At 36.3% G+C, this 21,700-nt stretch carries 27 protein-coding genes; 17 read left to right on the top strand and 10 right to left on the bottom strand.

The genetic code is table 11. The features are described from left to right. Position 1 precedes the first annotated feature (1 nt). Both ACNFU2_RS21750 and ACNFU2_RS21745 read right to left on the bottom strand, forming a co-directional pair. Complete coding sequence (locus tag ACNFU2_RS21750) at positions 2-376, bottom strand: c-type cytochrome (protein WP_418123132.1); 375 nt, start codon at positions 374-376, stop codon at positions 2-4. Beyond that, complete coding sequence (locus ACNFU2_RS21745; RefSeq protein WP_172276484.1) at positions 376-600, bottom strand: hypothetical protein; 225 nt, start codon at positions 598-600, stop codon at positions 376-378. The genes ACNFU2_RS21750 and ACNFU2_RS21745 overlap by 1 nt, the downstream gene beginning before the upstream one ends. A gap of 138 nt (positions 601-738) precedes the next feature. On the opposite strand from ACNFU2_RS21745, the gene ACNFU2_RS21740 reads away from it, so the two are divergent. From ACNFU2_RS21740 to ACNFU2_RS21670, 15 genes are all read left to right on the top strand, one after another. Further along, positions 739-1,383, top strand: a complete 645-nt coding sequence (locus tag ACNFU2_RS21740) for a hypothetical protein (RefSeq protein ID WP_273647466.1) — start codon at positions 739-741, stop codon at positions 1,381-1,383. 264 nt (positions 1,384-1,647) lie between these two features. After that, positions 1,648-3,069 carry an anthranilate synthase component I family protein gene (locus ACNFU2_RS21735; protein ID WP_273647465.1) on the top strand — a complete coding sequence of 474 codons (1,422 nt, stop codon included), beginning with the start codon at positions 1,648-1,650 and terminating at the stop codon, positions 3,067-3,069. Between the two features lie 10 nt (positions 3,070-3,079). Beyond that, on the top strand, positions 3,080-3,679 hold the full coding sequence (locus ACNFU2_RS21730; RefSeq protein ID WP_273647464.1) for an anthranilate synthase component II: 600 nt from the start codon (positions 3,080-3,082) through the stop codon (positions 3,677-3,679). A 38-nt stretch (positions 3,680-3,717) separates the two neighbouring features. Next, positions 3,718-4,704, top strand: coding sequence for an anthranilate phosphoribosyltransferase (trpD, locus tag ACNFU2_RS21725; RefSeq protein WP_418124926.1), 987 nt, complete (start codon positions 3,718-3,720; stop codon positions 4,702-4,704). A gap of 60 nt (positions 4,705-4,764) precedes the next feature. Then, the gene (trpC, locus tag ACNFU2_RS21720) at positions 4,765-5,547 is read left to right on the top strand and encodes an indole-3-glycerol phosphate synthase TrpC (RefSeq protein WP_273647463.1); all 783 of its coding nucleotides are present in this window, start codon (positions 4,765-4,767) and stop codon (positions 5,545-5,547) included. After that, positions 5,547-6,200 carry a phosphoribosylanthranilate isomerase gene (locus ACNFU2_RS21715; protein WP_273647462.1) on the top strand — a complete coding sequence of 218 codons (654 nt, stop codon included), beginning with the start codon at positions 5,547-5,549 and terminating at the stop codon, positions 6,198-6,200. Before trpC ends, ACNFU2_RS21715 begins: the two co-directional genes overlap by 1 nt. Continuing rightward, the gene (locus ACNFU2_RS21710; RefSeq protein ID WP_418123128.1) at positions 6,197-6,718 is read left to right on the top strand and encodes a hypothetical protein; all 522 of its coding nucleotides are present in this window, start codon (positions 6,197-6,199) and stop codon (positions 6,716-6,718) included. The genes ACNFU2_RS21715 and ACNFU2_RS21710 overlap by 4 nt, the downstream gene beginning before the upstream one ends. Beyond that, on the top strand, positions 6,702-7,241 hold the full coding sequence (locus tag ACNFU2_RS21705; RefSeq protein ID WP_273647460.1) for a hypothetical protein: 540 nt from the start codon (positions 6,702-6,704) through the stop codon (positions 7,239-7,241). Before ACNFU2_RS21710 ends, ACNFU2_RS21705 begins: the two co-directional genes overlap by 17 nt. 11 nt (positions 7,242-7,252) lie before the next feature. After that, positions 7,253-8,431, top strand: coding sequence for a tryptophan synthase subunit beta (gene trpB / locus ACNFU2_RS21700; protein ID WP_273647459.1), 1,179 nt, complete (start codon positions 7,253-7,255; stop codon positions 8,429-8,431). A 122-nt stretch (positions 8,432-8,553) separates the two neighbouring features. Further along, entirely contained in the window at positions 8,554-9,288 is a 735-nt protein-coding gene (gene trpA, locus ACNFU2_RS21695; RefSeq protein WP_273647458.1) for a tryptophan synthase subunit alpha, read from the top strand. Positions 9,289-9,363: 75 nt separating this feature from the next. Next, the gene (gene lipB / locus ACNFU2_RS21690) at positions 9,364-10,092 is read left to right on the top strand and encodes a lipoyl(octanoyl) transferase LipB (RefSeq protein WP_273651040.1); all 729 of its coding nucleotides are present in this window, start codon (positions 9,364-9,366) and stop codon (positions 10,090-10,092) included. 17 nt (positions 10,093-10,109) lie between these two features. Continuing rightward, positions 10,110-10,484, top strand: coding sequence for a hypothetical protein (locus ACNFU2_RS21685; RefSeq protein WP_273647457.1), 375 nt, complete (start codon positions 10,110-10,112; stop codon positions 10,482-10,484). Between the two features lie 179 nt (positions 10,485-10,663). Next, positions 10,664-11,698 carry a serine hydrolase domain-containing protein gene (locus ACNFU2_RS21680; RefSeq protein WP_273647456.1) on the top strand — a complete coding sequence of 345 codons (1,035 nt, stop codon included), beginning with the start codon at positions 10,664-10,666 and terminating at the stop codon, positions 11,696-11,698. Positions 11,699-11,971: 273 nt separating this feature from the next. Next, on the top strand, positions 11,972-12,934 hold the full coding sequence (locus ACNFU2_RS21675; protein ID WP_273647455.1) for a protein-glutamine glutaminase: 963 nt from the start codon (positions 11,972-11,974) through the stop codon (positions 12,932-12,934). 105 nt (positions 12,935-13,039) lie between these two features. Continuing rightward, positions 13,040-13,315: a hypothetical protein gene (locus ACNFU2_RS21670; protein ID WP_273647454.1), complete on the top strand. Its 276-nt coding sequence runs from the start codon at positions 13,040-13,042 to the stop codon at positions 13,313-13,315. A gap of 8 nt (positions 13,316-13,323) precedes the next feature. Here the strand turns inward: ACNFU2_RS21670 and ACNFU2_RS21665 are convergent, their stop codons facing one another. After that, on the bottom strand, positions 13,324-14,079 hold the full coding sequence (locus tag ACNFU2_RS21665) for an SDR family oxidoreductase (RefSeq protein WP_273647453.1): 756 nt from the start codon (positions 14,077-14,079) through the stop codon (positions 13,324-13,326). A 179-nt stretch (positions 14,080-14,258) separates the two neighbouring features. Between ACNFU2_RS21665 and ACNFU2_RS21660 the strand changes: the two genes are divergently transcribed. Further along, positions 14,259-14,891 (top strand): NAD(P)H-dependent oxidoreductase, encoded by a 633-nt coding sequence (locus tag ACNFU2_RS21660; protein WP_273647452.1) that lies wholly within the window; start codon positions 14,259-14,261, stop codon positions 14,889-14,891. 29 nt (positions 14,892-14,920) lie between these two features. After that, positions 14,921-15,355 (top strand): MarR family winged helix-turn-helix transcriptional regulator, encoded by a 435-nt coding sequence (locus tag ACNFU2_RS21655; RefSeq protein WP_172277597.1) that lies wholly within the window; start codon positions 14,921-14,923, stop codon positions 15,353-15,355. Between the two features lie 32 nt (positions 15,356-15,387). Here the strand turns inward: ACNFU2_RS21655 and def are convergent, their stop codons facing one another. The 7 genes from def to ACNFU2_RS21620 all read right to left on the bottom strand — a co-directional run bounded on the left by def (position 15,388) and on the right by ACNFU2_RS21620 (position 21,686). Beyond that, positions 15,388-16,005, bottom strand: a complete 618-nt coding sequence (gene def, locus ACNFU2_RS21650; protein WP_273647451.1) for a peptide deformylase — start codon at positions 16,003-16,005, stop codon at positions 15,388-15,390. A 248-nt stretch (positions 16,006-16,253) separates the two neighbouring features. Beyond that, positions 16,254-17,126: a ChaN family lipoprotein gene (locus tag ACNFU2_RS21645; protein WP_273647450.1), complete on the bottom strand. Its 873-nt coding sequence runs from the start codon at positions 17,124-17,126 to the stop codon at positions 16,254-16,256. A 194-nt stretch (positions 17,127-17,320) separates the two neighbouring features. Then, positions 17,321-18,349, bottom strand: coding sequence for a hemin-degrading factor (locus tag ACNFU2_RS21640; protein ID WP_273647449.1), 1,029 nt, complete (start codon positions 18,347-18,349; stop codon positions 17,321-17,323). Positions 18,350-18,354: 5 nt separating this feature from the next. Next, the gene (locus ACNFU2_RS21635; RefSeq protein ID WP_273647448.1) at positions 18,355-19,005 is read right to left on the bottom strand and encodes a class I SAM-dependent methyltransferase; all 651 of its coding nucleotides are present in this window, start codon (positions 19,003-19,005) and stop codon (positions 18,355-18,357) included. A gap of 2 nt (positions 19,006-19,007) precedes the next feature. Further along, positions 19,008-19,781: a heme ABC transporter ATP-binding protein gene (locus tag ACNFU2_RS21630; protein ID WP_273647447.1), complete on the bottom strand. Its 774-nt coding sequence runs from the start codon at positions 19,779-19,781 to the stop codon at positions 19,008-19,010. Further along, positions 19,781-20,821 (bottom strand): FecCD family ABC transporter permease, encoded by a 1,041-nt coding sequence (locus ACNFU2_RS21625; protein ID WP_172277579.1) that lies wholly within the window; start codon positions 20,819-20,821, stop codon positions 19,781-19,783. The genes ACNFU2_RS21630 and ACNFU2_RS21625 overlap by 1 nt, the downstream gene beginning before the upstream one ends. Then, on the bottom strand, positions 20,805-21,686 hold the full coding sequence (locus tag ACNFU2_RS21620) for a heme/hemin ABC transporter substrate-binding protein (protein ID WP_273647446.1): 882 nt from the start codon (positions 21,684-21,686) through the stop codon (positions 20,805-20,807). The genes ACNFU2_RS21625 and ACNFU2_RS21620 overlap by 17 nt, the downstream gene beginning before the upstream one ends. Between the last annotated feature and the right edge of the window lie 14 nt (positions 21,687-21,700).

The following is a 21,700-nucleotide window of genomic DNA, read 5'->3' as shown; positions in this document are numbered from 1 at the left end:
TTTACTTCTTCTGACTTAAAATATATTCTACCATTTTTTTTGCATCGTCTTTAGATACCTGAGGATGGGGCTGCATAGGAACACTTCCCCAAACTCCGCTTCCGCCTTCTATAATCTTGGAGGCCAGCATTTCAATATCTTTTTCAGAATATTTGTCAGCTATTTCCTGATAAGAAGGTCCTATCATTCTCTCATTAACCGTGTGACATCCTGTACAATTCAACGTTTCTATGATCTGGCTCCCGGAAAGATTGGTTTTTGCCGGTTCAGAAGCAGCAGTTGTTTCTGATGAAGGAGTATCAACAGGTGTATTTTCTTTTTTGGAACAGGAAAGAATAAAAAATCCTATGCATCCTGTCAAAAACAGTTTTTTCATTATTTAGTCAATGTATCTGCTTTTGCGTCCTTTGCAGGTACGGATACTGCTGCATTTACATCTGCTTCTGGTTTGTTGCGGGCTGTTGCGGTAGTGTCTACAACTGTAGTTGCTTCAGGCTCTTCAAGCATTGTGTTGCTATCTTGTAGTGAATGATCTGGTTTCTTTTTGCAGTTTACAACTAATAAACCTCCGATAAATGCAAGTGCTAATACTTTTTTCATTATTTTTTCTATAAAATTTAAGCAAAAGTATAAAAAATAAATTTTTAAAGTGATGATAAATATCCGTTTCAACAATAATTTATCTGGAATAAGATTACTAATGTTCTTTTATCTAAATAAAAATTTTAATTTTAAAGTATGATATTCATTTCTAAAATTCTGTTTTTCACCAGTCATCATGGTTTTTACACCGTGGTCCTCCTGATTGTTTTCTTCAGCTTAGTATCATTCCTTACTAAAAAATGGTGGTTATTACTGCCGATTATCCCTTTAGGAATAGCCAATGCCTTTGCGGGACAGTTTTTGAATGCCTGGTTTTTAAACAAATACGGAACTGAAAGTACTGCAATCATTACCTCCGATGTGGAGACAAGTTCTACATTAAACGATATGTATATCCATGATTATGAAGCAATTGTAAAAAAGCAGGACGGTAAATATATTACAACTTTTTTCTCTACCACTTCGGCTTCTATATACCCTATTGAAAATGCAATCCGTATTCCACAGGTAAACAGTCCATTTCCCGTAAAATATATTCCGGGATATGAGAAAAATATCGTGATTTTATATGATCAGTCCGAAGAAGGCAGACGTCTTCGCCAATATGAAATGCAGGCTCCTATCAATACAGCAAAAATAAAATATGAGGCAGATCCCACCAATAAAGAATTCATCAAAGAATACCTAACTGCATTAGAAAATTATGTAGAAGTTTATAAAGATGATAACTACAATATTCAAATTGAAAAGCTGAAGAAAGAATTGGAAGAGAGCCGATAGTTAATTTTATCTTAAGTTTTTTTAATTTTATTCTTTTTTGGTTTTGATATTAAAAAAAATTTTTACATTTGTGCCATGTTTAATACGAGCAATAATTTTTGGTGGTGGCTTTCAAACTCTTCGTCGGGTCTGAAAGGATTATCGTATTGCTAATTGTTAAGCTGCTTTGCAATAAAATAAGATAAACAAAATATCAAGACTTTGACGGATTCCGTTGAAGTCTTTTTTTTATTATTTAATCTCAAACAAAAATAAAAACATCAAATGTTTAATAAGAATATAAAGGTAAAAACCGTATCAAAGAAAACACTGGGAGATCTTCAGACTCCCATGAATATTTATCTGCAGATCCGTGACAAGTTCAGGGACACCATTCTTTTGGAAAGCTCGGATTCTAAAAACATAGATAATAATTTTTCATTTATCGCCATAAATGCCATAGCAGGAATTGAGGTTAAGAACCTTAATGAATTCGAGGTTAAGTTCCCCAATTCAGAACCTGTAAAGCAGTTTATCATTGATCATAAGATCGCAGATATCCTGCATGACTTTTCTTCTGTTTTTGATTGTGAAAAAACAACGGATCCCATTGAAGAAACAGCACAAAACCTTTTCGGATATACCAGCTTTGAGGCGGTTCAGTTTTTCGAGAACATCAATTTTAAAGCACAAAGCCCGGAGGTTGAAATTCCCCTTGTGAGATACAGATTATACCAGTACGTTATTGCAATCAATCATTACAATGATGAAATGCATTTTATCGAAAATCAAATCGAAGGGATCAAATCAGAACTTTATACTTTAGAAAATTTAATAAAAAATAAAAGCTCAGTAGTCTACCCTTTTGAGAAAACGGGTGAAGAAACCTCAAATATTACCGATGAAGAATATCTGGAACTGGTTAAAACGGCTCAAAAACACTGCATGCGGGGAGATGTTTTTCAATTGGTATTGAGCAGAAGATTCGAACAAAAGTTTCTGGGTGACGAATTCAACGTATACCGTGCTTTAAGAAATATCAATCCTTCTCCTTATCTGTTCTTTTTCGATTACGGAGATTACAAATTATTCGGATCGAGCCCCGAGAGCCAACTGATTATTAAAGATCATAAGGCCATCATCCATCCTATTGCGGGAACTTTTAAAAGAACCGGAAACTTTGATGTAGATCTTCAATCTATAGAAGAATTAAAAAATGACCCCAAGGAAAATGCTGAACATACTATGCTGGTAGACCTGGCAAGAAATGATCTGGGAAAAATGGGAAGAAATGTAACGGTAACAAAGTTAAAGGAAATCCAACTTTTTTCTCACGTTATTCATATGGTAAGTGAAGTAACATCGGAATTACCGGAAAATACCAATCCTTTTGAAGTGGTTGCTTCCACCTTTCCTCAGGGGACTTTAAGTGGTGCTCCTAAGCATAAAGCCCTTCAATTAATCAATCAATATGAGAAGGATTCACGGGGTTACTATGGAGGCTGTATCGGAATGGTAGGTCTGAACGGAAGCTGCAACCAGGCTATTATGATCAGAACCTTTTTAAGTAAAAACAATACTCTTTTTTATCAGGCCGGTGCAGGACTGGTAGCCAAATCCAATCCTGAAAGTGAACTTCAGGAAGTCAACAATAAGCTTAACGCACTCAAGAAAGCTGTAGAAAAGGCAGATAAACTCAAATACTAATTTAAATAAGATGAACGAAAATATAAAAACCCAATCAACAGCTAAAGTTTTAGTATTTGATAATTACGATAGCTTTACCTATAATCTGGTTCAGATTATTGAAAGAATTCTAAACCAGAAAGTGGATATCTATCGGAATGATGAAATCAGCCTGGAAGAAGTGGAAAAGTATGATAAGATCATTTTGTCTCCAGGTCCCGGAATACCTGAGGAGTCCGGTATATTACTTGATCTGATCAGGAAATATGCTCCCACTAAAAGCATTCTCGGAGTTTGTCTGGGGCAACAAGCCATTGCTGAGGCTTTCGGAGGAAGACTGATTAATCTTTCAGAAATTTTTCATGGTGTGGCAACCACCACAGAGCTGGTGAAAGAAAAAACCAAACTTTTCCAAAACCTGTCATCAGGAATGGAAGTAGGAAGATACCACAGCTGGGCTGTGGATCCCGATCAGTTCCCCGAAGAACTGGAGATCACTGCCGTAGATAAAGATGGAATGATCATGGCCCTGCAACATAAAACCTATGATGTACATGGTGTCCAGTTTCATCCTGAAAGTATTTTAACTCCGGACGGAGAAGTTATCATTAAAAATTTCTTATTACATTGAAAACACAAGATATTCCCTCAACAATAAAAACACCTCAAATGAAAGAGATCCTGCAATATTTATTCAATCATCATACCTTATCTAAATCTGAGGCCAAAGCGATCATGATTGAAATTGCCCAGAATAAATTCAATTCAACGGAAGTTACTGCTTTTATGAGCGTTTTCCTTATGCGCAATATTACATTGAGAGAGCTGGAAGGCTTCAGGGAAGCATTATTGCAAATGGCAGTTCCTGTAAGCCTTGATGCCACTGATGCTTTAGATATCGTAGGAACGGGAGGTGATGGCAAAAACACGATCAATATTTCAACGCTGGCCGGTTTTGTTATTGCCGGAGCAGGACAAAGCGTAACAAAACATGGAAATTATGGGGCCTCAGCTGTTACCGGTTCTTCAAATGTTTTGGAAGAGCTGGGTTATCAGATGAATAATGATTCTGATAAGCTGAACAGAGATCTGGAGAAAGCGAATATCTGCTTTTTACATGCTCCCTACTTCCATCCTGCCCTTCAGTCTGTCGGAGCATTGAGGAAATCACTGGGGCTAAGAACCTTTTTCAACTTATTAGGTCCATTGGTAAATCCGGCAAAACCAAAATTTTCTGTGATCGGAGTATACAACCTGGAAATCGCAAGGATTTATCAATATCTTTTACAAAAAGAACCTCAGGAGTTCGTCCTGGTTCATGGCCTGGATGGATATGATGAGATCAGCCTTACCCATGACAGTAAAATTATAACCAAAAAAGGTGAAAATATTTATTCTTCCGAAGATCTGGGATTCGATCCGGTAAGTCCTGAAAGTATCCAGGCAGGTAAAACCATTCAGGAAGCAGCAAGAATTTTCAGGAATATTTTGGAAGGAAAGGGAACAGATTCTCAAAATGCCGTTGTTTTAGCGAATGCTGCGGTAGCACTTTATCATACGGAAAAATTCGGTTCCTATGATGATTGCCTCCTTTTGGCACAGGAAAGTTTACATGGCGGAAAAGCATTGAGAAGCCTGGAACTGTTATTAGAATAATGCATTTTGAGGTTTTGAATAGAATTAATTAGTTTCAGGAAATATAAAAACACACAATAAATGACCATATTAGATAAAATTATATCGAGAAAAAAAGAAGAAGTTAATTTTTCAAAAGCAAATATTTCTGTAGAAGAATTAAAGGATTCTGCTTTTTTTGAAAGAAAAACCGCTTCTTTAAAATCTTCTCTTAAAGAGAAAAGCGGAATAATCGCTGAATTTAAAAGACAATCTCCTTCAAAGGGAGTAATTAATGATAAGGTTTCTCCTTTTGAAGTAGTGTCTGCTTATGAGAATTTTGGAGCAAGCGGAATTTCAATACTTACCGACACCGATTTTTTTGGCGGTAGTTTTAAAGATATTATGGATCTCAGAAGTCAGATTAAAACACCCGTTCTCAGAAAAGATTTCATGATCGACGAATATCAGTTCTATGAGGCTAAAAATATGGGTGCGGATGTTATTTTACTGATTGCCGCCTGTCTTTCACCATCACAGGTTCTGGAGTTCACCCATTTATCACACGAACTGGGATTAGAAGTTTTACTGGAAATGCATACAGAAGAAGAATTGCAACACTTCCATCCTGATATTGATCTGGTAGGAATTAATAACAGAAACCTAAAAGATTTTAAAGTAGATCTTCAACATTCTGTCCGATTAAAAAATCAACTGCCCGAACAAACTTTATCTGTTGCTGAAAGTGGAATTTACAGTATTGAGGATTTCAGTTACCTGAAAGAAAAGGGTTTCGACGGATTCTTAATGGGTGAATATTTTATGAAGAATGAAGATCCTGCCAAAGCCTTTAAAGAATTCATCAACCATATAAACCTATCGTGATGAACCAGCAGCTACAAATAAAAGTATGTGGTCTTACACTGCCTGATCAAATTCTGGAATTAATTTCCATGAATATTGATTTTATAGGATTTATATTCTACAAAAAATCGCCGCGGTATGCACTTAATCGTTTAAGTTTAGATAATATTTCGAAAATCATTCACAAAGGAAAGGTAGGAGTTTTCGTGAACGAGGATATAGAAAATGTAGCGGATATTACTAAAAAGGCTGAGCTTAATTTTATTCAGCTGCACGGTGATGAAAGTGATGAATATATTAAGGTATTAAAGCAAAAAACAGATCCGGAAGTAAAAATAATCAAAGCCTTAAGGATTGGTGAAACAATGGGACATCTTTCTTCTGAAATTGACCGGATACAATCCGTTATTGATTATTTGTTATTTGATACGGATAGTCAATCATTTGGAGGAACTGGAAAACAGTTTGACTGGTCGCTGTTAAATGATATCAAAATAAATGTTCCATACCTGCTGAGCGGGGGCATTTCAGAACAGAATATAAAAGATATCAAAGTATTGGATCAGAAACCTTTTGCCTTGGATATCAATTCAAAATTTGAAACCGGACCAGGAATTAAAGATGTAGAGAAAATTAAAGTATTTAAGTCAAACCCATTAATCTCATCCTTATGAATATACAATCATTGAAAAAACAGTTCTATAAAACTTTATTCCCACTGAGGTTTGAGAATGAAAGGGTAAAAAAACTGCATGATTTCATATGTGAAAATGACAGCACCACAGACTTCTGGGAAATGGGTGGTTTATTATCCATATTTATAAGTATCATTAAGGATTTTAATGAAGATGATATTGAGTATTTTTTTGAAACCATTCATTTATGGGATGGATATCATTTGGTAATAATTGCGGATAAACTGATGGAAAATACGGTCAAAGCTAATGTTAATTATGACCTGGGAAAAATCTATTTTAAGATATTCTTATCTTATGAAAAACTGGATTCTTATTATTTGCTGGATAACCTGGAACTGATCTTTAAAATGTATCGTTCAAAGCTAGATATCGAAACCCTGATCAGCATTTCAAGTAAAATAAAATACCTGTACCAGAATAAACAAATAACAAGACAGCAATTCGATCATAATCTGTCCTATCTAAATACCCTGAACCATGACGTACCACATTAAAAATCCGGAACAACTTACCGTACAGGAAATAGGAGTAATAATAAAGCTTTGGGAAAACAAGGAATGGACAGGTATGAAAGCTGATGATTTCAGACAGCTATTTAAAAATTCTGAATTTCATTTATTACTGGACACTGATGGAAATATCAAATCTGTATTGCGTCTGAATTTCGATTTTACATTAAAGATATCGGGAAATCTACATTCTTATACAGAAATGGTGGGCTTTGTTTCTGCACAAAAAGGACATGGCTATGGCAGCCAATTGCTGAAGCTTTCAGCAGAAAATGTTACTGAGAGGGACCTGCAGGTTATTGGATTCTGTATTTCCGATTTGCGCCCCTTTTATGAAAAGTGCAAAATTGATATATTATACGATAAAGCAAAAAAAATTCTGGAGCAGGAAGATGATCACTGGATCAGTTCTGAAGATGATGATATCCTGATCATCCATTTGTCTGAAGAAAATAGAAATCTTTTCAAGCAGCTTGATTCAGAAAAAACTGCTTATTTAATACAATAACAACAATGAAAATGAATTATAAAAACCCTGATCAAAATGGATATTATGGAGAATTCGGAGGAGCTTTTATCCCTGAAATGCTTTATCCAAATGTAGAAGAGCTTCAAAAAAACTATCTTGAAATTATAGAATCTGAGGAGTTTCAGGCAGAATATCAGGATTTACTGAAAAATTATGTGGGGCGTGCTACTCCTCTTTATTTTGCCAAAAATCTGAGCAACCAGTACAAAACGAACATTTATCTGAAAAGAGAAGATCTTAACCATACCGGTGCCCACAAGATCAATAACGCACTAGGCCAGGTTTTACTGGCAAAACGATTGGGAAAAACCAGAATTATTGCAGAAACCGGAGCCGGACAACACGGCGTTGCTACTGCTACCGCCTGCGCATTGCTTGGTTTGAAATGTATTGTTTATATGGGTGAAATTGACATTCAGAGGCAGGCTCCAAATGTAGCAAGAATGAAAATGCTGGGTGCAGAAGTAGTTCCGGCAATTTCGGGATCAAAAACATTAAAAGACGCTGTAAATGAGGCTTTAAGAGATTGGATCAATAATCCCGTGACAACTCATTATGTTATAGGCAGCGTTGTGGGACCTCATCCCTTTCCCGATTTGGTTGCAAGATTTCAAAGCGTCATATCAAAAGAGATCAGGGAACAGCTTCATGAACAAACAGGAAGAGAGAATCCTGACTATGTGATTGCTTGCGTAGGAGGTGGCAGTAACGCAGCAGGAACTTTTTACCATTTTGTGGAAGAAGAAAATGTAAAAATTATTGCGGCAGAAGCAGGAGGCTTCGGTGTGGAATCCGGAAAATCTGCGGCCACCACTTTTCTTGGAACTTTAGGCGTTTTACACGGAAGCAAAAGTCTTGTCATGCAGACCCGCGACGGTCAGGTAATCGAACCCCATTCAATTTCTGCCGGTTTGGATTATCCCGGGATCGGGCCTTTCCATGCTCATTTATTTAAGGAAAAGCGTGCGGAATTTTTCAGCATCAATGATGATGAAGCCCTGAAATCAGCTTTTGAGCTCACAAAACTGGAAGGAATTATTCCTGCCCTTGAAAGCTCACATGCTCTGGCCGTCCTGGATAAAAAGAAATTCGACGAAAATGACATCGTGGTGATCTGCCTGAGCGGACGTGGTGATAAGGATATGGAAACTTATTTAGCTAATCTTTAAATTTTTAATCTGTAAAATGTAAAAAGTATTCATGTAAAATGATTCTGACAGTTGTTAAAGAAAATTATGCGTCTTTTTATCATAAATACATTTTACATGAATACATAAATACAATAAACCCAATGAAAAAACTCAATATATACTTCACAGCAGGGATTCCTAAATTGGAAGATACTGCAGATATTATAAAACTCATACAGGATGCCGGTGCGGACATGATGGAAATCGGAATGCCTTATTCGGATCCGGTTGCCGACGGTCCCGTTATACAGAAAGCACATGAACTTGCATTGAAAAATGGAATGACCATTGAGAAATTACTATCACAACTGAAATCCATTAAAACTGAAATTAAAATTCCTATTATTTTAATGGGATATATCAATCCGGTTTTAAGTTTTGGTTTTGAAAATTTCTGCAAAGAATGCTCGGAAAGTGGCGTTACCGGACTCATTATCCCTGATCTCCCTCCTATTGAATTTGAAAAGAATTATCAGCAAATCCTGAAGAAATATCATCTCAACTTCACATTTCTGATCACACCTGAAACCTCAGATGAAAGAATCTTATATCTTGATTCTTTAAGCTCAGGGTTCCTGTATGCGGTAAGTTCTTCATCCACAACAGGAAATGAAAATGCCGTATTAAAAAATGAAGATTATCTTTCCAGGATATCTCTTCTTCAGTTAAAAAATCCAGTAATGATCGGTTTTGGTATAAAATCGAAAAAAGATTTTGAAAGTGTAACGGAAAAGGCAGACGGCGGAATCATAGGAACAGCATTCGTTAATGTTCTATTACAGGATAAAGATTGGAAGAATAATGCCATAGATTTTATAAATTCAATAAAGAATTAAAAATCACTAAATTTGTATGTCTAAAAAATGGTACAAGTCTTTCCACAGGACCATAAAAAAAGACAGACGCTCATTATGAATACACATCAAAATAAAGTAGTAGAATTCGAAGATCTGGGTACAAGAGATTATCAGTCCTCATGGGACTATCAGGAAAAACTGATGAAAGATATCATTGATACCAAAATAAAAAACCGCGATTTACCTGCTGAAGAACATATTACCACACCCAATCATTTGCTTTTGGTGGAGCATCCCCATGTTTATACTTTAGGAAAAAGCGGACATGAAGAAAATATGCTGGCGGGAATTGATAAACTCAAAGAGATTGATGCTACTTTTGTAAAAGTAAACCGTGGCGGAGATATTACCTATCATGGATACGGGCAGGTTGTAGGTTATCCGATCTTAGATCTTGAAAATTTCTTTACAGATATTCATTTATACATGAGAAACCTGGAAGAAGTGATCATCAGAACCATTGGCGAATATGGCCTTAAGGGCGAGCGTTCCCAGGGAGAGACCGGGGTCTGGCTGGATGTGGGAAAACCGTATGCCCGAAAAATTTGTGCAATGGGTGTGAAAGCTTCCCGTTGGGTAACTTTACATGGTTTTGCCCTTAATGTAAACACCGATATGCGCTATTTTGAATATATCATTCCTTGTGGTATCAAAGATAAACAGGTGACCTCTCTGAAAAGAGAACTTGAAAGAGAACTTTCCCCTCAGGAAATGGAAGATATCAAATCTAAAATTACAAAACATTTTGCAGATGTTTTTGGAGCTCAGCTTACCAATAGATAATACTTTTCCGCAGACCTTTGAAAAGTAATAATATTGAATTAGAGCCTGGAATGGAAAGGAAGATTAAAATTTCCTTTGCTGTTTTCTTTGGATTTATTATACGTGTCATCATTATATATCAATATTTTTACGGGGAAGAAAATGTAAAAAAGCAACTTTTACACATAGAGAATCATTCTAGGGTTATTGATATTTACAATAACCAAAAAGAACATAATTTCTTATTTGTAAAGTATTCTAATGGCAGAAAAAATATTTTAGAGTTTAACTATAAAATTGGTGATTCCATATCAAAAAATAAAGGAGATTCCATTGAGTATATTTTCAGAAATGGAAAAATAATTGAAAACAATTTATTTGATGAATATAGGAGAAATGGTGGGAAAAATTAAAAACTATTTATCATTCGGCTATTCCACAGAGTCTTTGATCATATATGATTTGCCTTATTAAAAAATAGTATTTAAATATACTTTTGGCTGAATCATATGGATAAAAAATCGAAAAATCTCCTACATATTTAGTATTTTGCATTGTATTTTTAGCGCAATTAATAAAATCTGAAAGTCCAATGAAACTATTAACCCGGTTCTTTTGCTATCTGTTATTATCCATTTCTTCTATATGTTTTGCACAAAAGGATAAATACAAACAAAAGATCGATAGCCTAATTCAGGTTAAGAGCCCTAGAACTTTCAATGGGGTTGTTCTCGTTACCAGAAACGGAAAGGTTGAATACTCCAGGGCTTACGGTATAAAAAATGCTAAGACACGAATTCCTTTAAAACCAAATGATCAGTTTGAAATCATGTCCAACACCAAACAGATCACCGCCGTTTTATTATTAAAAGAGGTTGAAAAAGGAAAAGTTGATTTACATTCTCCTATAAAAAAGTACCTTCCATCACTATCTCAGCCCTGGGCTGATTCAGTAACGGTTCATCAGTTGCTTAACCATACCCATGGGATTGTTGATCTCGAGAAACCTTTGGCATTTAGACCGGGCTCTGATTTCAAATACGGTAACCTTTCCTATATCTTGTTAGGGAAAATCATCGAAAATGTCAGCCATCAATCTTACACGCAATTGGCTAATGAACTGTTCAAGCAGCTTAAAATGAAAGATACTTTCTGCTATGCGAAATCGGATCTGAAGAAGCTGGTTTCGGGGCATATGAGTAATGAAAAAGGATTAACTGTTTCCAATGACTCTTTTATCAATGATGAAAATATGCCAGCAGATGGAGTAATAAGCACAGCAAAGGATTTATCTCTCTGGAATGATCTTCTTCATAAAGGCAAAATCCTAAACGCAGACACCTATCAATTATTAATAAGCCCATCGGTATTGTCCGAACATGATGTATTCGGAATCGGTAAGATGGGTTACGGATATGCTATTCGTATTGTAAAGGACCGCGGAGTGAGCTATTTTGGTCATACCGGTCTAGGAGATGGCTTTACTTCATTGAATGTTTGTGTGCCCTCTTCTGATGTGAGTATTGTTATCCTGGAAAATCAGATGAGCGAGATAAATACGCTGTACTATTATTTTGAAAAATTAATCAGAGATATTGTATTGCAAAGCAGCTTAATTAAGAAATAACCAATCTGCTGGCAACCTGCACGAATAAAATAGGTAAACCGGATTTTTTTCATCGTAAAATTCACAGAGCCATTATTAACACTTATTAAAACGATAGTTTTTAATGAACAAAACACTTTAATTATTACTAAAAATTTTGGTTTTTATAAAAATAACTTGCTTATGTTATTTTTTTTATTAATTTTATTTTCACCAAAAAGTGAAGTAAATAAGAGTTAAAATAACCAACCAACTTAACAAAAACTCACCATTAAACTACAAATTACAATTATTATGAAAAATCTTTTTTTATCAATGATGGCCTTTGTGACCGTCTTAACTTTTAATTCCTGTGCCGATTCCAACGGGAATCAGGAAATCAACGGAAAGGAAAAACTAAGTGTAAATGATTCTAAGCTGAAAGATTTCGGAAAGACTGTACCGGTAGGGATAGACGAAGAAAACGGAATGATAAAGGTGTCATTTATGTTAACTGCGCAATTCTATGAAATTAAGCCGACCAAAGAAAATGAGCAGTATATCGGAATGCTTAGACAGGCTGTTAAGAATGAATCTCCTGTACACATTTTCTTAAAGCCTAATAGCAATGAAATAGGAAAAGTGGAGTCTGCAAGCCCGGAAGACGTAAGATATTTTAAAACGATCCTAACAAAAGAAGTAAAAGGGCAAACCAATAAATTGGCGAGTGTAATTCCTGATGTAGCTACATTAAATTCTTTATTCAATCAAATAAAGAATCAGTCTTGCGGTACCTCTACGGCGTCCTCACCATGCATCACATTCAGATATCCTGTAGACGGATGTTATGCAAGAGCCCATAAGATGAGACAAATCTTAATGAACAACGGCTATGACTGTGAAAAACAATTTGTATACGGAAACCTAAAGGCATCAACAGGAACTTGCTGTGTGGCGTGGAGCTACCACGTTGCAATATTGGTAAGCTATAAAAATGCTTCCGGAGTAACGGAAAAAAGAATTATTGATCCTTCACTATTTTCAAGCGGTCCTGTAACAGATACAGCATGGAGAAACGCTTGCGTTAACACCTCTTGCGGATCTGCATCCGTTTCCTCTTATGCTAATACTGCAGGAAATGTTTATTACAGAAGTCCGAGTAATTCTTACCTGTATGACAACAATCTGATCAATACCAATTGTGTACTGACTAAATTTTCACTGCTTTCCGGATGTTCTCCTTCACCTGCACCGGATGTATCCAGCTGTGGATTTTAATTAATTGATAATTTTACAGCACCTGCTGATTCTGTAAATGGGCAGGTGCTGTTATATAATAATACTATTTTTATGAAAGTATGGACATTACTATTATTTTTTTGTATGATAACATCCTGCTCCGGTAGTTCGGGTTCACAGAATTTAACCTGGTACAAAAATGCAACAATCAGTCAGATTACGGAAGACCCCGATCATCCCGGGGATTTTATGCGCATCTCTATTGGAATTAGCGCGCAGGTTTTTTATGTGTCAAAAAAAGATTCTTCCTACAAAACTCTTCTGGAAAAGTTAAACCAAAGCCTGAAAAAAGGTAAGGCCTATAATATCGGTATTGAGAACAAAACCAATATTATTAAACAGGTTAATGACATCCAATAATTTTTTCCCTAGGATCTTATCACAGAAATTCCGGCATCTACTTTTATTTCGGCTCCATGGATATAAGACGCTTCCCTTGAAGCAAGGAAAAGCACTGTATTTGCTATTTCCGATGGATCTCCCTGCCGTTTAAACGGGATTGTAGGAATAATATGCTGAACGGCATCCTCAATCTGCTCTTTATTCAATCCGGTATTATTGAAGATATTGGTTTTAATATGTCCGGGACTAATAGCGTTTACCCGGATTCCCCTTTCCAACAGCTCAGTGGCAAAAGTCTTTACAAAAGATTGCACAGCTGATTTTGCAGCCGAGTAGACAGAGAAATTAGGCATTGAAATCTCTGTAGCTACTGAAGTATTAAAAATAACCGAACTTCCCTTTTTCATTAATGGTAACATTTGCTGAACGGTAAAGAAAGGTCCTTTTACCAGAATATTAAACAGTTCATCGAAATCCTCAGGGTTCACATTTTCAATCGGCTTAAATTTCCCGTACCCTGCATTGGCAAAAACGAGATCAATATTTTCAGTGTATTGTTTTATTTCGTTTTGTAAATGCATCAGGTCTTTCATATTACCTGCATCGGACACTATCCCTACTGCTTTTCTTCCTAACTTTTCAGTTGCTTTAAGCACGGTTTCTTCGGATCTTCCGGTAATTATAGCAGTTCCGCCTTCTCCGATAAACTGCTCAGCAACTGCATACCCCATTCCATTCGTTCCTCCCGTTATCAGCGCATACTGATTGATAAATCTTTGCATTGTATTTTGTTTTAAAATTGTACAGCAAAGATTGGAATATGGTCTATTTTACGAAATCCGAAACTTGTGATATTTCTATTATCGATTTTATCTAAAATACATTATTTAAAATTAAATTGCAAGCAATTTAATTTTGTCATAACTTTGTCCCATAAAATTATTTCACAAAAAATAAAACAATGTCATTAATAGAAAATTTAAACTGGAGACATGCTGTGAAAGCATATGATCCAACAAAAAAAGTATCGGAAAAAGATTTAAATACGATTTTAGAAGCTGCAAGGTTGGCTCCTACTTCATCCGGCTTACAGCCTTTCCGTATCATTGTAGTAGAGAATCAGGAATTAAAGGAAAAAATGGTTCAGGGTGCTTTAAACCCTGAAGTGATGAGAGATTCTTCTCATGTGCTTGTATTTGCAGCGTGGGATAATTATTCCAATGAGAAAATTGATAAAGTGTATGACTACCATACTGATGTAAGAGATCTTCCGAAAGGCCGTTTCAACAGCTATACAGATAAATTGAAAGAAATTTACGGTGCGCAGACTCCTGAACAGCATTTTTTACATACCGCCCGTCAGACTTACATCTCCTTAGGCTTAGCTTTGGCTCAGGCAGCAGAATTAAAAATCGACAGTACACCGGCAGAAGGATTCAGTAATGAGGTGGTAGATGAAATTCTTGGTTTGAAAGAATTAGGATTAAAAAGTGTAAGTTTGCTATATTTAGGATACCGCGATGAAGAAAAAGACTGGCTGGCTTCTATGAAAAAAGTACGTATTCCTATGGATGAATTTATCATTAGAAAATAATATCAATTCCCAATTCATATTCTATTGTTATGGAAAATTCGGAAAACCTAAAACTGGAAAATCAGATCTGCTTTCCTTTATATGCAATCGCAAAGGAGATCACAGGTTTGTACCGTCCTTTTCTTGATGAACTGGATATTACCTATCCTCAATATCTCGTGATGATGGTATTGTGGGAACAGGATGGGCTGCCAGTTACTCAGATCGGTGACAAACTCCTGCTGGATAGTGGTACATTAACGCCTTTACTCAAAAGATTAGAAGGCAAAGGCTTTATTTCGAGAAACCGTAAAAAAGAAGATGAAAGAGTGGTACAGGTATTTCTGACTGAACAGGGGAAAAATTTAAAGGAAAATGCGTGTGGTGTCCCTGAAAAGATTATGAAAAAGATCAATGTTCAACCTGAAGATCTGTTGCAACTTAAAAATTCCATCAATATTATTTTAAGTAAAATTGAAAAATAAAAAAACAGGTAGCCATTTTGGCTGCCTGTTTTTTATTTAACTTTCTGAAAAGCATCTACTTTCAGATAAGCATCATTTTTTTCTTTTTCTTTTTTATCAGAAATCAAAATTCCAAAAAGGTGGTCTATCTCATGCTGAAAAATAACGGCTGTAAAACCTTCTACAATCTCAGAGTATTTCTGACCTTTCAAATCAACATATTCGAGTTGTATAACTTTACTCCTGTAAAACTGATCCCTGAATTCAGGAATGGACAGATCTCCTTCGGGTCCCAGGTTTTGAAGCTCGGATCTCCAGATGATCACAGGATTTATAAAATACTCCAAAGGATTATCTTTTTTATCAAAACGCTGAACCCAGATTATTTTCCTGTTAATACCCACCTGCGGAGCTGCTATTCCTACTCCTCCATCGGTAGAAAGAAGAGATTCCTTCATCCTTTTAACCAGTGTCGCCGTATTAGGATCAACAGGATCAGCCTCACTGGAAATGCTCAGTAATGTTTTATGCTGATCAGCATTTGTTGTCTGATAAATCGGAAGCGGAGAACCAATATCTCCCTGATTAATTATTGTAATTTCATTTGAGGTCAGCTTTTGCGCATTAGCCAGGCTAAGGAAGCAAAGCAGCAGGAAAGATAATTTTTTCATTTTTTAATTATTAATGTATTCATGTATTGATGTAAAATGTATTCATGATTATCTAAGCTGCCTTTTTTATTGTTGTCATTTCGAATGAAACAAAGTGTAATGAGAAATCTTTTTAAATAATTATATTAATGTATATTAAATTACATATTCCTCCTGCATTTATTAAAAGAATACAATTTCTCAGCTGACCTCCAAAATCATTATACATGAATACTTTTTACATTGTACAACTTTTTTAACATTCAAAATTAAAAAGTTTTCGTCATATCGGCTGGAATAATCAAATTAAAATCTGTTGGGATATATTCTTTCCCGGGAACTTTCAATTCAGGATCGTCCGATTCAAAAACTGAGATCACCGCCATTTTAAGATTGGGGTTCTTTTGTTTAACATACCAATAGGTTCCACCGAATTCCTTGCTATGATAATTACCATTGTAATGGATAAAAGTTTTACCGGGCTGAATATTTTTGAGGATGGATTCTGCCATCGTAGCATCTTTGGTTGCCTGAGCTGAAATGAAGTTCATCACTTTTGTTCCTTCTGCATGGTCTCCCATCATTTTTTTCATTTCAGGATATCCAGGTGTATCCAAGCTCACTTTGATAGGCAACTGGGCAATGTATGTTTTTTCTTTGGCAGACAATCTATTCAAAGATTCCAGACCTTCTTTTGCCGTCTGGGAAGCGTACCTTCTGGGAATATTTGTTGCAATGAAACCTAGCTTTTTTTCTTTAGCAAAGTCAACCAGTGGCTTATAGTCCGTTGCATAATTATTCCACAAGCGTGCAGAGTCCTTTAGTGTTTTGGCATCGAATTTCCCATTTAAATAATCATTTAACTGAGCTTGATTATCTCTCTCGAACATTTCCGCTCCTAAAATAATCTGTCCGTTTTTCTTCTGGTATAATGCTTCGGTCACTTTCAGCTGAAGCCAATGATTGATGGAGCTGTTGTGATTTTCACCAAAAAAAATAACATCATAACTGGCAAGTTCTTTCACCAAACGCTCTGTTTCTATTTCTTTTCCTTCTTTATCATAAAACCGATAAGCTCTGAAATTTTGGGCATTTAATGCACAAAACATAATCAGTAATATTGATACGAAAATATTTTTCATTGTAATTATTTTTGGTTAAGGGTGAAAGGACTTAAAGGCTGGATCGCTGAACTATTTAATAGCAAATGAGCCTTTTTACTGTCATCTTTTTGCCTTTCAATCCTTTTGCAATTTAGTCTTTTTGCGATGTAACATCTAAAAAAAGACCGCTCTGATCTTAAAAACAAAACGGTCCAAATCAAATCATCTAACTATTACTTTTCTAATTCTGCTACAAGGTCTTTCCACTCTTGCAGTTCAGGAATTCCAGGTTTTCTTTTTCCAAAAAACTGAACGATAAAATCACCTTCCTTATTGAAAATTTCAATAGCCGTTACTTCACCGTCTTCAGTTGGCTTTTTTACGATCCATGCTTCTTCAATCTTGGTAACATCCAGATGCAGGTTAAAATCAGGATCCATTACGTTGAACCACTGCTGGTGCCAAAGCGTCTTTTTCACATGACCGGTATGGATCTGAATAATTCCTCTGTTTCCAACGAAAACCATAATCGGAACATTCTTCTCGGAAGCATCCTCCAGGACGTTTACCACTTTAGCATTATCTATTTTCTTCGCATAACCTTCCGGAGCCAGTCTTAGAGCCTGAGTTCTGCTCACTCCGAATTTTCTTGTCATCATAAAAAAATCATGGGTATCTTTCAATTCAACCCATGCTTTTTTGAAAGCTTCGGCATCAATTTCAGAATCCGGTTTTTCTGCCGGCTTCGGAGCAATAGCTTCGAAAGAGAACACTCCGTTCTGATCTTCGGCCTTATATTTTTCAACGATTGCATCAAAAGCCTTTTCGTTGCTATCTTTTGTCAGGTAGATCTTGTGAAGAGCTAAGCCATCTTTTCCGAAAAACTGAAGGCTTTTTTTATCTCCTTCCACAACTGCAAAAGCAAACTTCCAGGAGTTCAGGAAGATCCTGAGATCAATATCTTCTCCCACGAAAAGCTGTGCATGAGGGCTGCTGAAGTCACCGTTCTGGTAAATTCCTTTTCTCTCGTGTACACATTCGTCATTACGGGTAAGAGCCATCACCTTACCCAATTGCTCAACATCAGTTAAAATATTTTGAAATTCCGGTTTCAGAACGGTTACCCCTTCACCGATATTAGTTACTAATAAATCAGCTTCGCTTACACCTAACTGTAAAGCTGCATTTCTTATTCTTAAATGTGGATTTTCTTCTTTTAGAGCGTCCCACTTTTCTCTTAATTCGTTAACTAATGTGCTCATTTTATTTATTTTTTTATGGTTAAAACTGTATAAATTCTATGTATGGTTTCAGCTCCGGACTTACTTGGGATATCCTCCTCTTTCTCCGAAATTTTCATTCTTTTGAAATGGCTCCTTGAGATAAGTTCTTCCATTTCATTATTGCTGTACATGGTAAAGTTGTATTCTGTAAACGGTAAGGTTTCCATGAATCTTCGCTGCCCGAAGGTGAGTACGAAAGTCCCGTCATCCTTCAAAACCCTGTAAATTTCATTCAGGAATGCCACCGGCTCTTCCCAGAAATAAACCGTATTAACAGTGAAAACCTTATCAAAAACCCTATCTTCAAAAGGGAGCTTTTGTCCCTCGTACAATATAAAATCCGCCTGACCTTCAAAGTCTTTATTTATTTTCCGGGCCTCATTATACATTGTTTCGGAAATGTCAACCCCTGTATATTTCAGATTTTGAGCTCTACTCAGGATATTTTTCAGATGCCCCGCATTTCCGTGTCCTATTTCAAGGATAGATTCATTATCTTCTATCAAAAGTGTTTTGATGCTTTCCAAAGTCATGCTGATATTGGTTGCATTCATCATCTCGCCTATCTCAATGCCTTTTTCTCCCTGTGGATTGGCTAAGTTTTGAGCGAGTATTTTAAGTTCATCTCTTTCCATGGTTATCCAAAAATGATCATTGGGTTATTAGTAATAGGATGCTCGCAGATGGTACAGGGAAAGTTGTATGCCTTAGTTATATTTTCGGCAGTAAAAACTTCCTGTGGTGTTCCATAAGCTGAAACCCTTCCCGATTTCATGAGTAATATCTTATCGGCGTACTGAGCGGCCAGATTTAAATCATGTAAAACCACAACAGCACTGTTTGCTTGTTTTGTAAAACTCTTCATGATCTCCAATGCCTTGTATTGATGTTTAACATCAAGGTTATTGAGTGGTTCATCAAGGAACAGTAGTTTGTGGGCAATATCATTCTGTAGCTGTGCCAGTACCCGTGAAAGATGTACTCTCTGCTTTTCCCCTCCGGACAGGGTATTGTATTCACGGTCTTTCAGATGAAAAACATCTGTTTCATACATCATATTGTTCATGGCTTCCAGATCCTCTTTTCTCGGCTGCGCATCAAAATAGGGATAACGCCCCATCATGACAACATCTTTTACTTCCAAAGGAATATCATTGCTGTTGTGCTGGGAGAATTTAGCCTTATGCCTGGAAAGCTCAACCACATTCCACTCGTTAACAGGTTTGTTTTTAAACAAAACTTTTTGCTTTCTGGATTTCACCTCGTTGGCCAGAACACTTAATAAACTTGATTTTCCAGCTCCATTGGGTCCTACAATAGCTAAAAACTCACCATATTCCAATGATACGTCCACTCCATCCAGAATATGAAATTCTTTGTGTTTATAGCTGATCTGATGCGCCTTTATCATTAGAGTGATTTTTTAAATTTAATTAAAATGGCTATAAAAATCGGCCCTCCCATTAATGCCGTGAGGATACCTATTGGCAATTCCGAAGGCTCCACAATACTTCTGCTGAATGTATCGCCGGTCAACAGCAAAATACTTCCGCAAACAGCAGACAATGGTAATATAAAGGTATAATCCGATTTGAACAAAAGCCTTAAAATATAAGGTACAATAAGACCTACAAAACCAATCGTTCCCGAAAATGCCACCGAAGTTCCCACCATTAATGCTACGACAATAATGATTTCTTTTTTAAGTTTTTCTACATTGATCCCTAAGTGCTGTGCGTCTTTTTCACCCAACATCATGGCATTCAATGCTTTTCCTTTTGGGATTAAAACGATATATGAGATAATCAAAACAATGACTAAAACAATATTTTTTGTCCAGGTGGCTGCAGCCAAGCTCCCAAGATTCCAGAAAGTAAGATCTCTCAATTGTTCATCTTTTGAAATGTAGATCAGAAACCCGGTAATTGAAAAGCCAATTGCCGTAATAGCTACACCGGTTAGCAACATCATTACCACGTTTGTTTTACCTCCGCTGGTAGAAATCCTGTATACCAGCATCATAGATAGAAAAGCCCCGATAAAAGCAGAAATACCCACCAGTGAAAATTGTACTACCTCAGGAAGATACTGTTTGAAATGTCCTCCTAAAACAATAGCAATGGCTGCAAGTAATGTTGCTCCCGAAGTAAGTCCTATTAGATCCCCCGTCGCCAAAGGATTCTTAAAAAGTCCCTGCAATCCTGTTCCGGACACCGCCAGCATGCTTCCAATTAAGATTGCCATAACGATTCTCGCAGCACGGACATCCCATATCACGTATGTATCGCTAGGCGATATATTTCCATTTCCTTTTACAACCTCCCACAAAACTTTATACGGAGAAGCTCCGTTAAAATTATAAACTCCTGTACTAAGCGACCATACCGCTATGATAGCAAGCAGTATGGTACTTATAGATAGATAAAAGTATAGTTTACTTTGTGTTTTCAATTAATAACTTATTTAATCCTACTGCAGCCTCTCCTAATCTTGGTCCGAATCCTGAAACAAGTCCTCCGTCCATAGCAATGATCTTTTTATTCTTGCCGGCATTTGTTTGAGAAACACCTGGCATTTTAAGCGCTCCTTCGTTTCCTCCTGCACCCTGTAAGCCTGATGAGAAAAAGAATAATACATCCGGATTCGCTTTTACTACAGCCTCAGGGGTCAGCGGTTTGAAATCTTCAAATTCCGTAACTGCATTTTGTCCGCCTGCAAGACCGATCAAAGCATCCATTGGTGTCTTCGTACCGGAAACCATCAGCATATTTCCTCTTGCATAAATAAACAGTACTTTAGGTTTTTTAGCAATCGGCTGAACCTGTTTCAGATCCGCATCGATTTTATCATTCAGTTTCTGATAATCTGTGTTGCCAATAGCTTTTGCTACCTGCTCAATTAATTTTTTAGTTCCTTCCACTGAATATTCCTGTTTGAAGATTTCAGTTTTTATCCCTGAAGACTTTATTTTTCCTAATAGCTCAGGGTTTATATCTTTATCAGACGCTAAAATTAATGTAGGATTTACGGCCATAATCGGCTCAATGGTCATTGATCTTACATGTCCCAGATCTTTAGCTGTTGCTTTTAAAGTTTCAGGATAGGTACTGGTAACATCAGTTCCTACAATTTCTTTTTCATGACCTAAAGCACTCACTATTTCTGTGATGCCACCATTTAAGGTCACAATTTTATTATTCGTTTTCGGCGTTTGTGAGGTATTTGTTTCTGCTGTATTTTCCTGTTTTGCGCTTTCGGCTTTTTTGCAGGAAGCTACTGCTAGAAGGATTGATGCTACTAAAATTATCTTTTTCATGATATATTATTTAT

This window comes from Chryseobacterium sp. PTM-20240506 (assembly GCF_048296755.1).
GTDB lineage: Bacteria > Bacteroidota > Bacteroidia > Flavobacteriales > Weeksellaceae > Chryseobacterium > Chryseobacterium proteolyticum.
This window is presented reverse-complemented; position numbering and strand designations above follow the sequence as displayed.

What these genes read in the sequence shown, in the direction of transcription:
- ACNFU2_RS21630 (WP_273647447.1), bottom strand. Translation starts at nt 19,781, where the DNA reads ATGATAAAGGCGCATCAGATCAGCTATAAACACAAAGAATTTCATATT.
- ACNFU2_RS21745 (WP_172276484.1), bottom strand. Translation starts at nt 600, where the DNA reads ATGAAAAAAGTATTAGCACTTGCATTTATCGGAGGTTTATTAGTTGTA.
- ACNFU2_RS21640 (WP_273647449.1), bottom strand. Translation starts at nt 18,349, where the DNA reads ATGAGCACATTAGTTAACGAATTAAGAGAAAAGTGGGACGCTCTAAAA.
- ACNFU2_RS21735 (WP_273647465.1), top strand. Translation starts at nt 1,648, where the DNA reads ATGTTTAATAAGAATATAAAGGTAAAAACCGTATCAAAGAAAACACTG.
- ACNFU2_RS21715 (WP_273647462.1), top strand. Translation starts at nt 5,547, where the DNA reads ATGAACCAGCAGCTACAAATAAAAGTATGTGGTCTTACACTGCCTGAT.
- ACNFU2_RS21740 (WP_273647466.1), top strand. Translation starts at nt 739, where the DNA reads ATGATATTCATTTCTAAAATTCTGTTTTTCACCAGTCATCATGGTTTT.
- ACNFU2_RS21670 (WP_273647454.1), top strand. Translation starts at nt 13,040, where the DNA reads ATGATAACATCCTGCTCCGGTAGTTCGGGTTCACAGAATTTAACCTGG.
- ACNFU2_RS21620 (WP_273647446.1), bottom strand. Translation starts at nt 21,686, where the DNA reads ATGAAAAAGATAATTTTAGTAGCATCAATCCTTCTAGCAGTAGCTTCC.
- trpC (WP_273647463.1), top strand. Translation starts at nt 4,765, where the DNA reads ATGACCATATTAGATAAAATTATATCGAGAAAAAAAGAAGAAGTTAAT.
- ACNFU2_RS21655 (WP_172277597.1), top strand. Translation starts at nt 14,921, where the DNA reads ATGGAAAATTCGGAAAACCTAAAACTGGAAAATCAGATCTGCTTTCCT.
- ACNFU2_RS21730 (WP_273647464.1), top strand. Translation starts at nt 3,080, where the DNA reads ATGAACGAAAATATAAAAACCCAATCAACAGCTAAAGTTTTAGTATTT.
- trpD (WP_418124926.1), top strand. Translation starts at nt 3,718, where the DNA reads ATGAAAGAGATCCTGCAATATTTATTCAATCATCATACCTTATCTAAA.
- trpA (WP_273647458.1), top strand. Translation starts at nt 8,554, where the DNA reads ATGAAAAAACTCAATATATACTTCACAGCAGGGATTCCTAAATTGGAA.
- ACNFU2_RS21675 (WP_273647455.1), top strand. Translation starts at nt 11,972, where the DNA reads ATGAAAAATCTTTTTTTATCAATGATGGCCTTTGTGACCGTCTTAACT.
- trpB (WP_273647459.1), top strand. Translation starts at nt 7,253, where the DNA reads ATGAATTATAAAAACCCTGATCAAAATGGATATTATGGAGAATTCGGA.
- ACNFU2_RS21660 (WP_273647452.1), top strand. Translation starts at nt 14,259, where the DNA reads ATGTCATTAATAGAAAATTTAAACTGGAGACATGCTGTGAAAGCATAT.
- ACNFU2_RS21705 (WP_273647460.1), top strand. Translation starts at nt 6,702, where the DNA reads ATGACGTACCACATTAAAAATCCGGAACAACTTACCGTACAGGAAATA.
- def (WP_273647451.1), bottom strand. Translation starts at nt 16,005, where the DNA reads ATGAAAAAATTATCTTTCCTGCTGCTTTGCTTCCTTAGCCTGGCTAAT.
- ACNFU2_RS21680 (WP_273647456.1), top strand. Translation starts at nt 10,664, where the DNA reads ATGAAACTATTAACCCGGTTCTTTTGCTATCTGTTATTATCCATTTCT.
- ACNFU2_RS21750 (WP_418123132.1), bottom strand. Translation starts at nt 376, where the DNA reads ATGAAAAAACTGTTTTTGACAGGATGCATAGGATTTTTTATTCTTTCC.
- ACNFU2_RS21665 (WP_273647453.1), bottom strand. Translation starts at nt 14,079, where the DNA reads ATGCAAAGATTTATCAATCAGTATGCGCTGATAACGGGAGGAACGAAT.
- ACNFU2_RS21645 (WP_273647450.1), bottom strand. Translation starts at nt 17,126, where the DNA reads ATGAAAAATATTTTCGTATCAATATTACTGATTATGTTTTGTGCATTA.
- ACNFU2_RS21635 (WP_273647448.1), bottom strand. Translation starts at nt 19,005, where the DNA reads ATGGAAAGAGATGAACTTAAAATACTCGCTCAAAACTTAGCCAATCCA.
- lipB (WP_273651040.1), top strand. Translation starts at nt 9,364, where the DNA reads ATGAATACACATCAAAATAAAGTAGTAGAATTCGAAGATCTGGGTACA.
- ACNFU2_RS21710 (WP_418123128.1), top strand. Translation starts at nt 6,197, where the DNA reads ATGAATATACAATCATTGAAAAAACAGTTCTATAAAACTTTATTCCCA.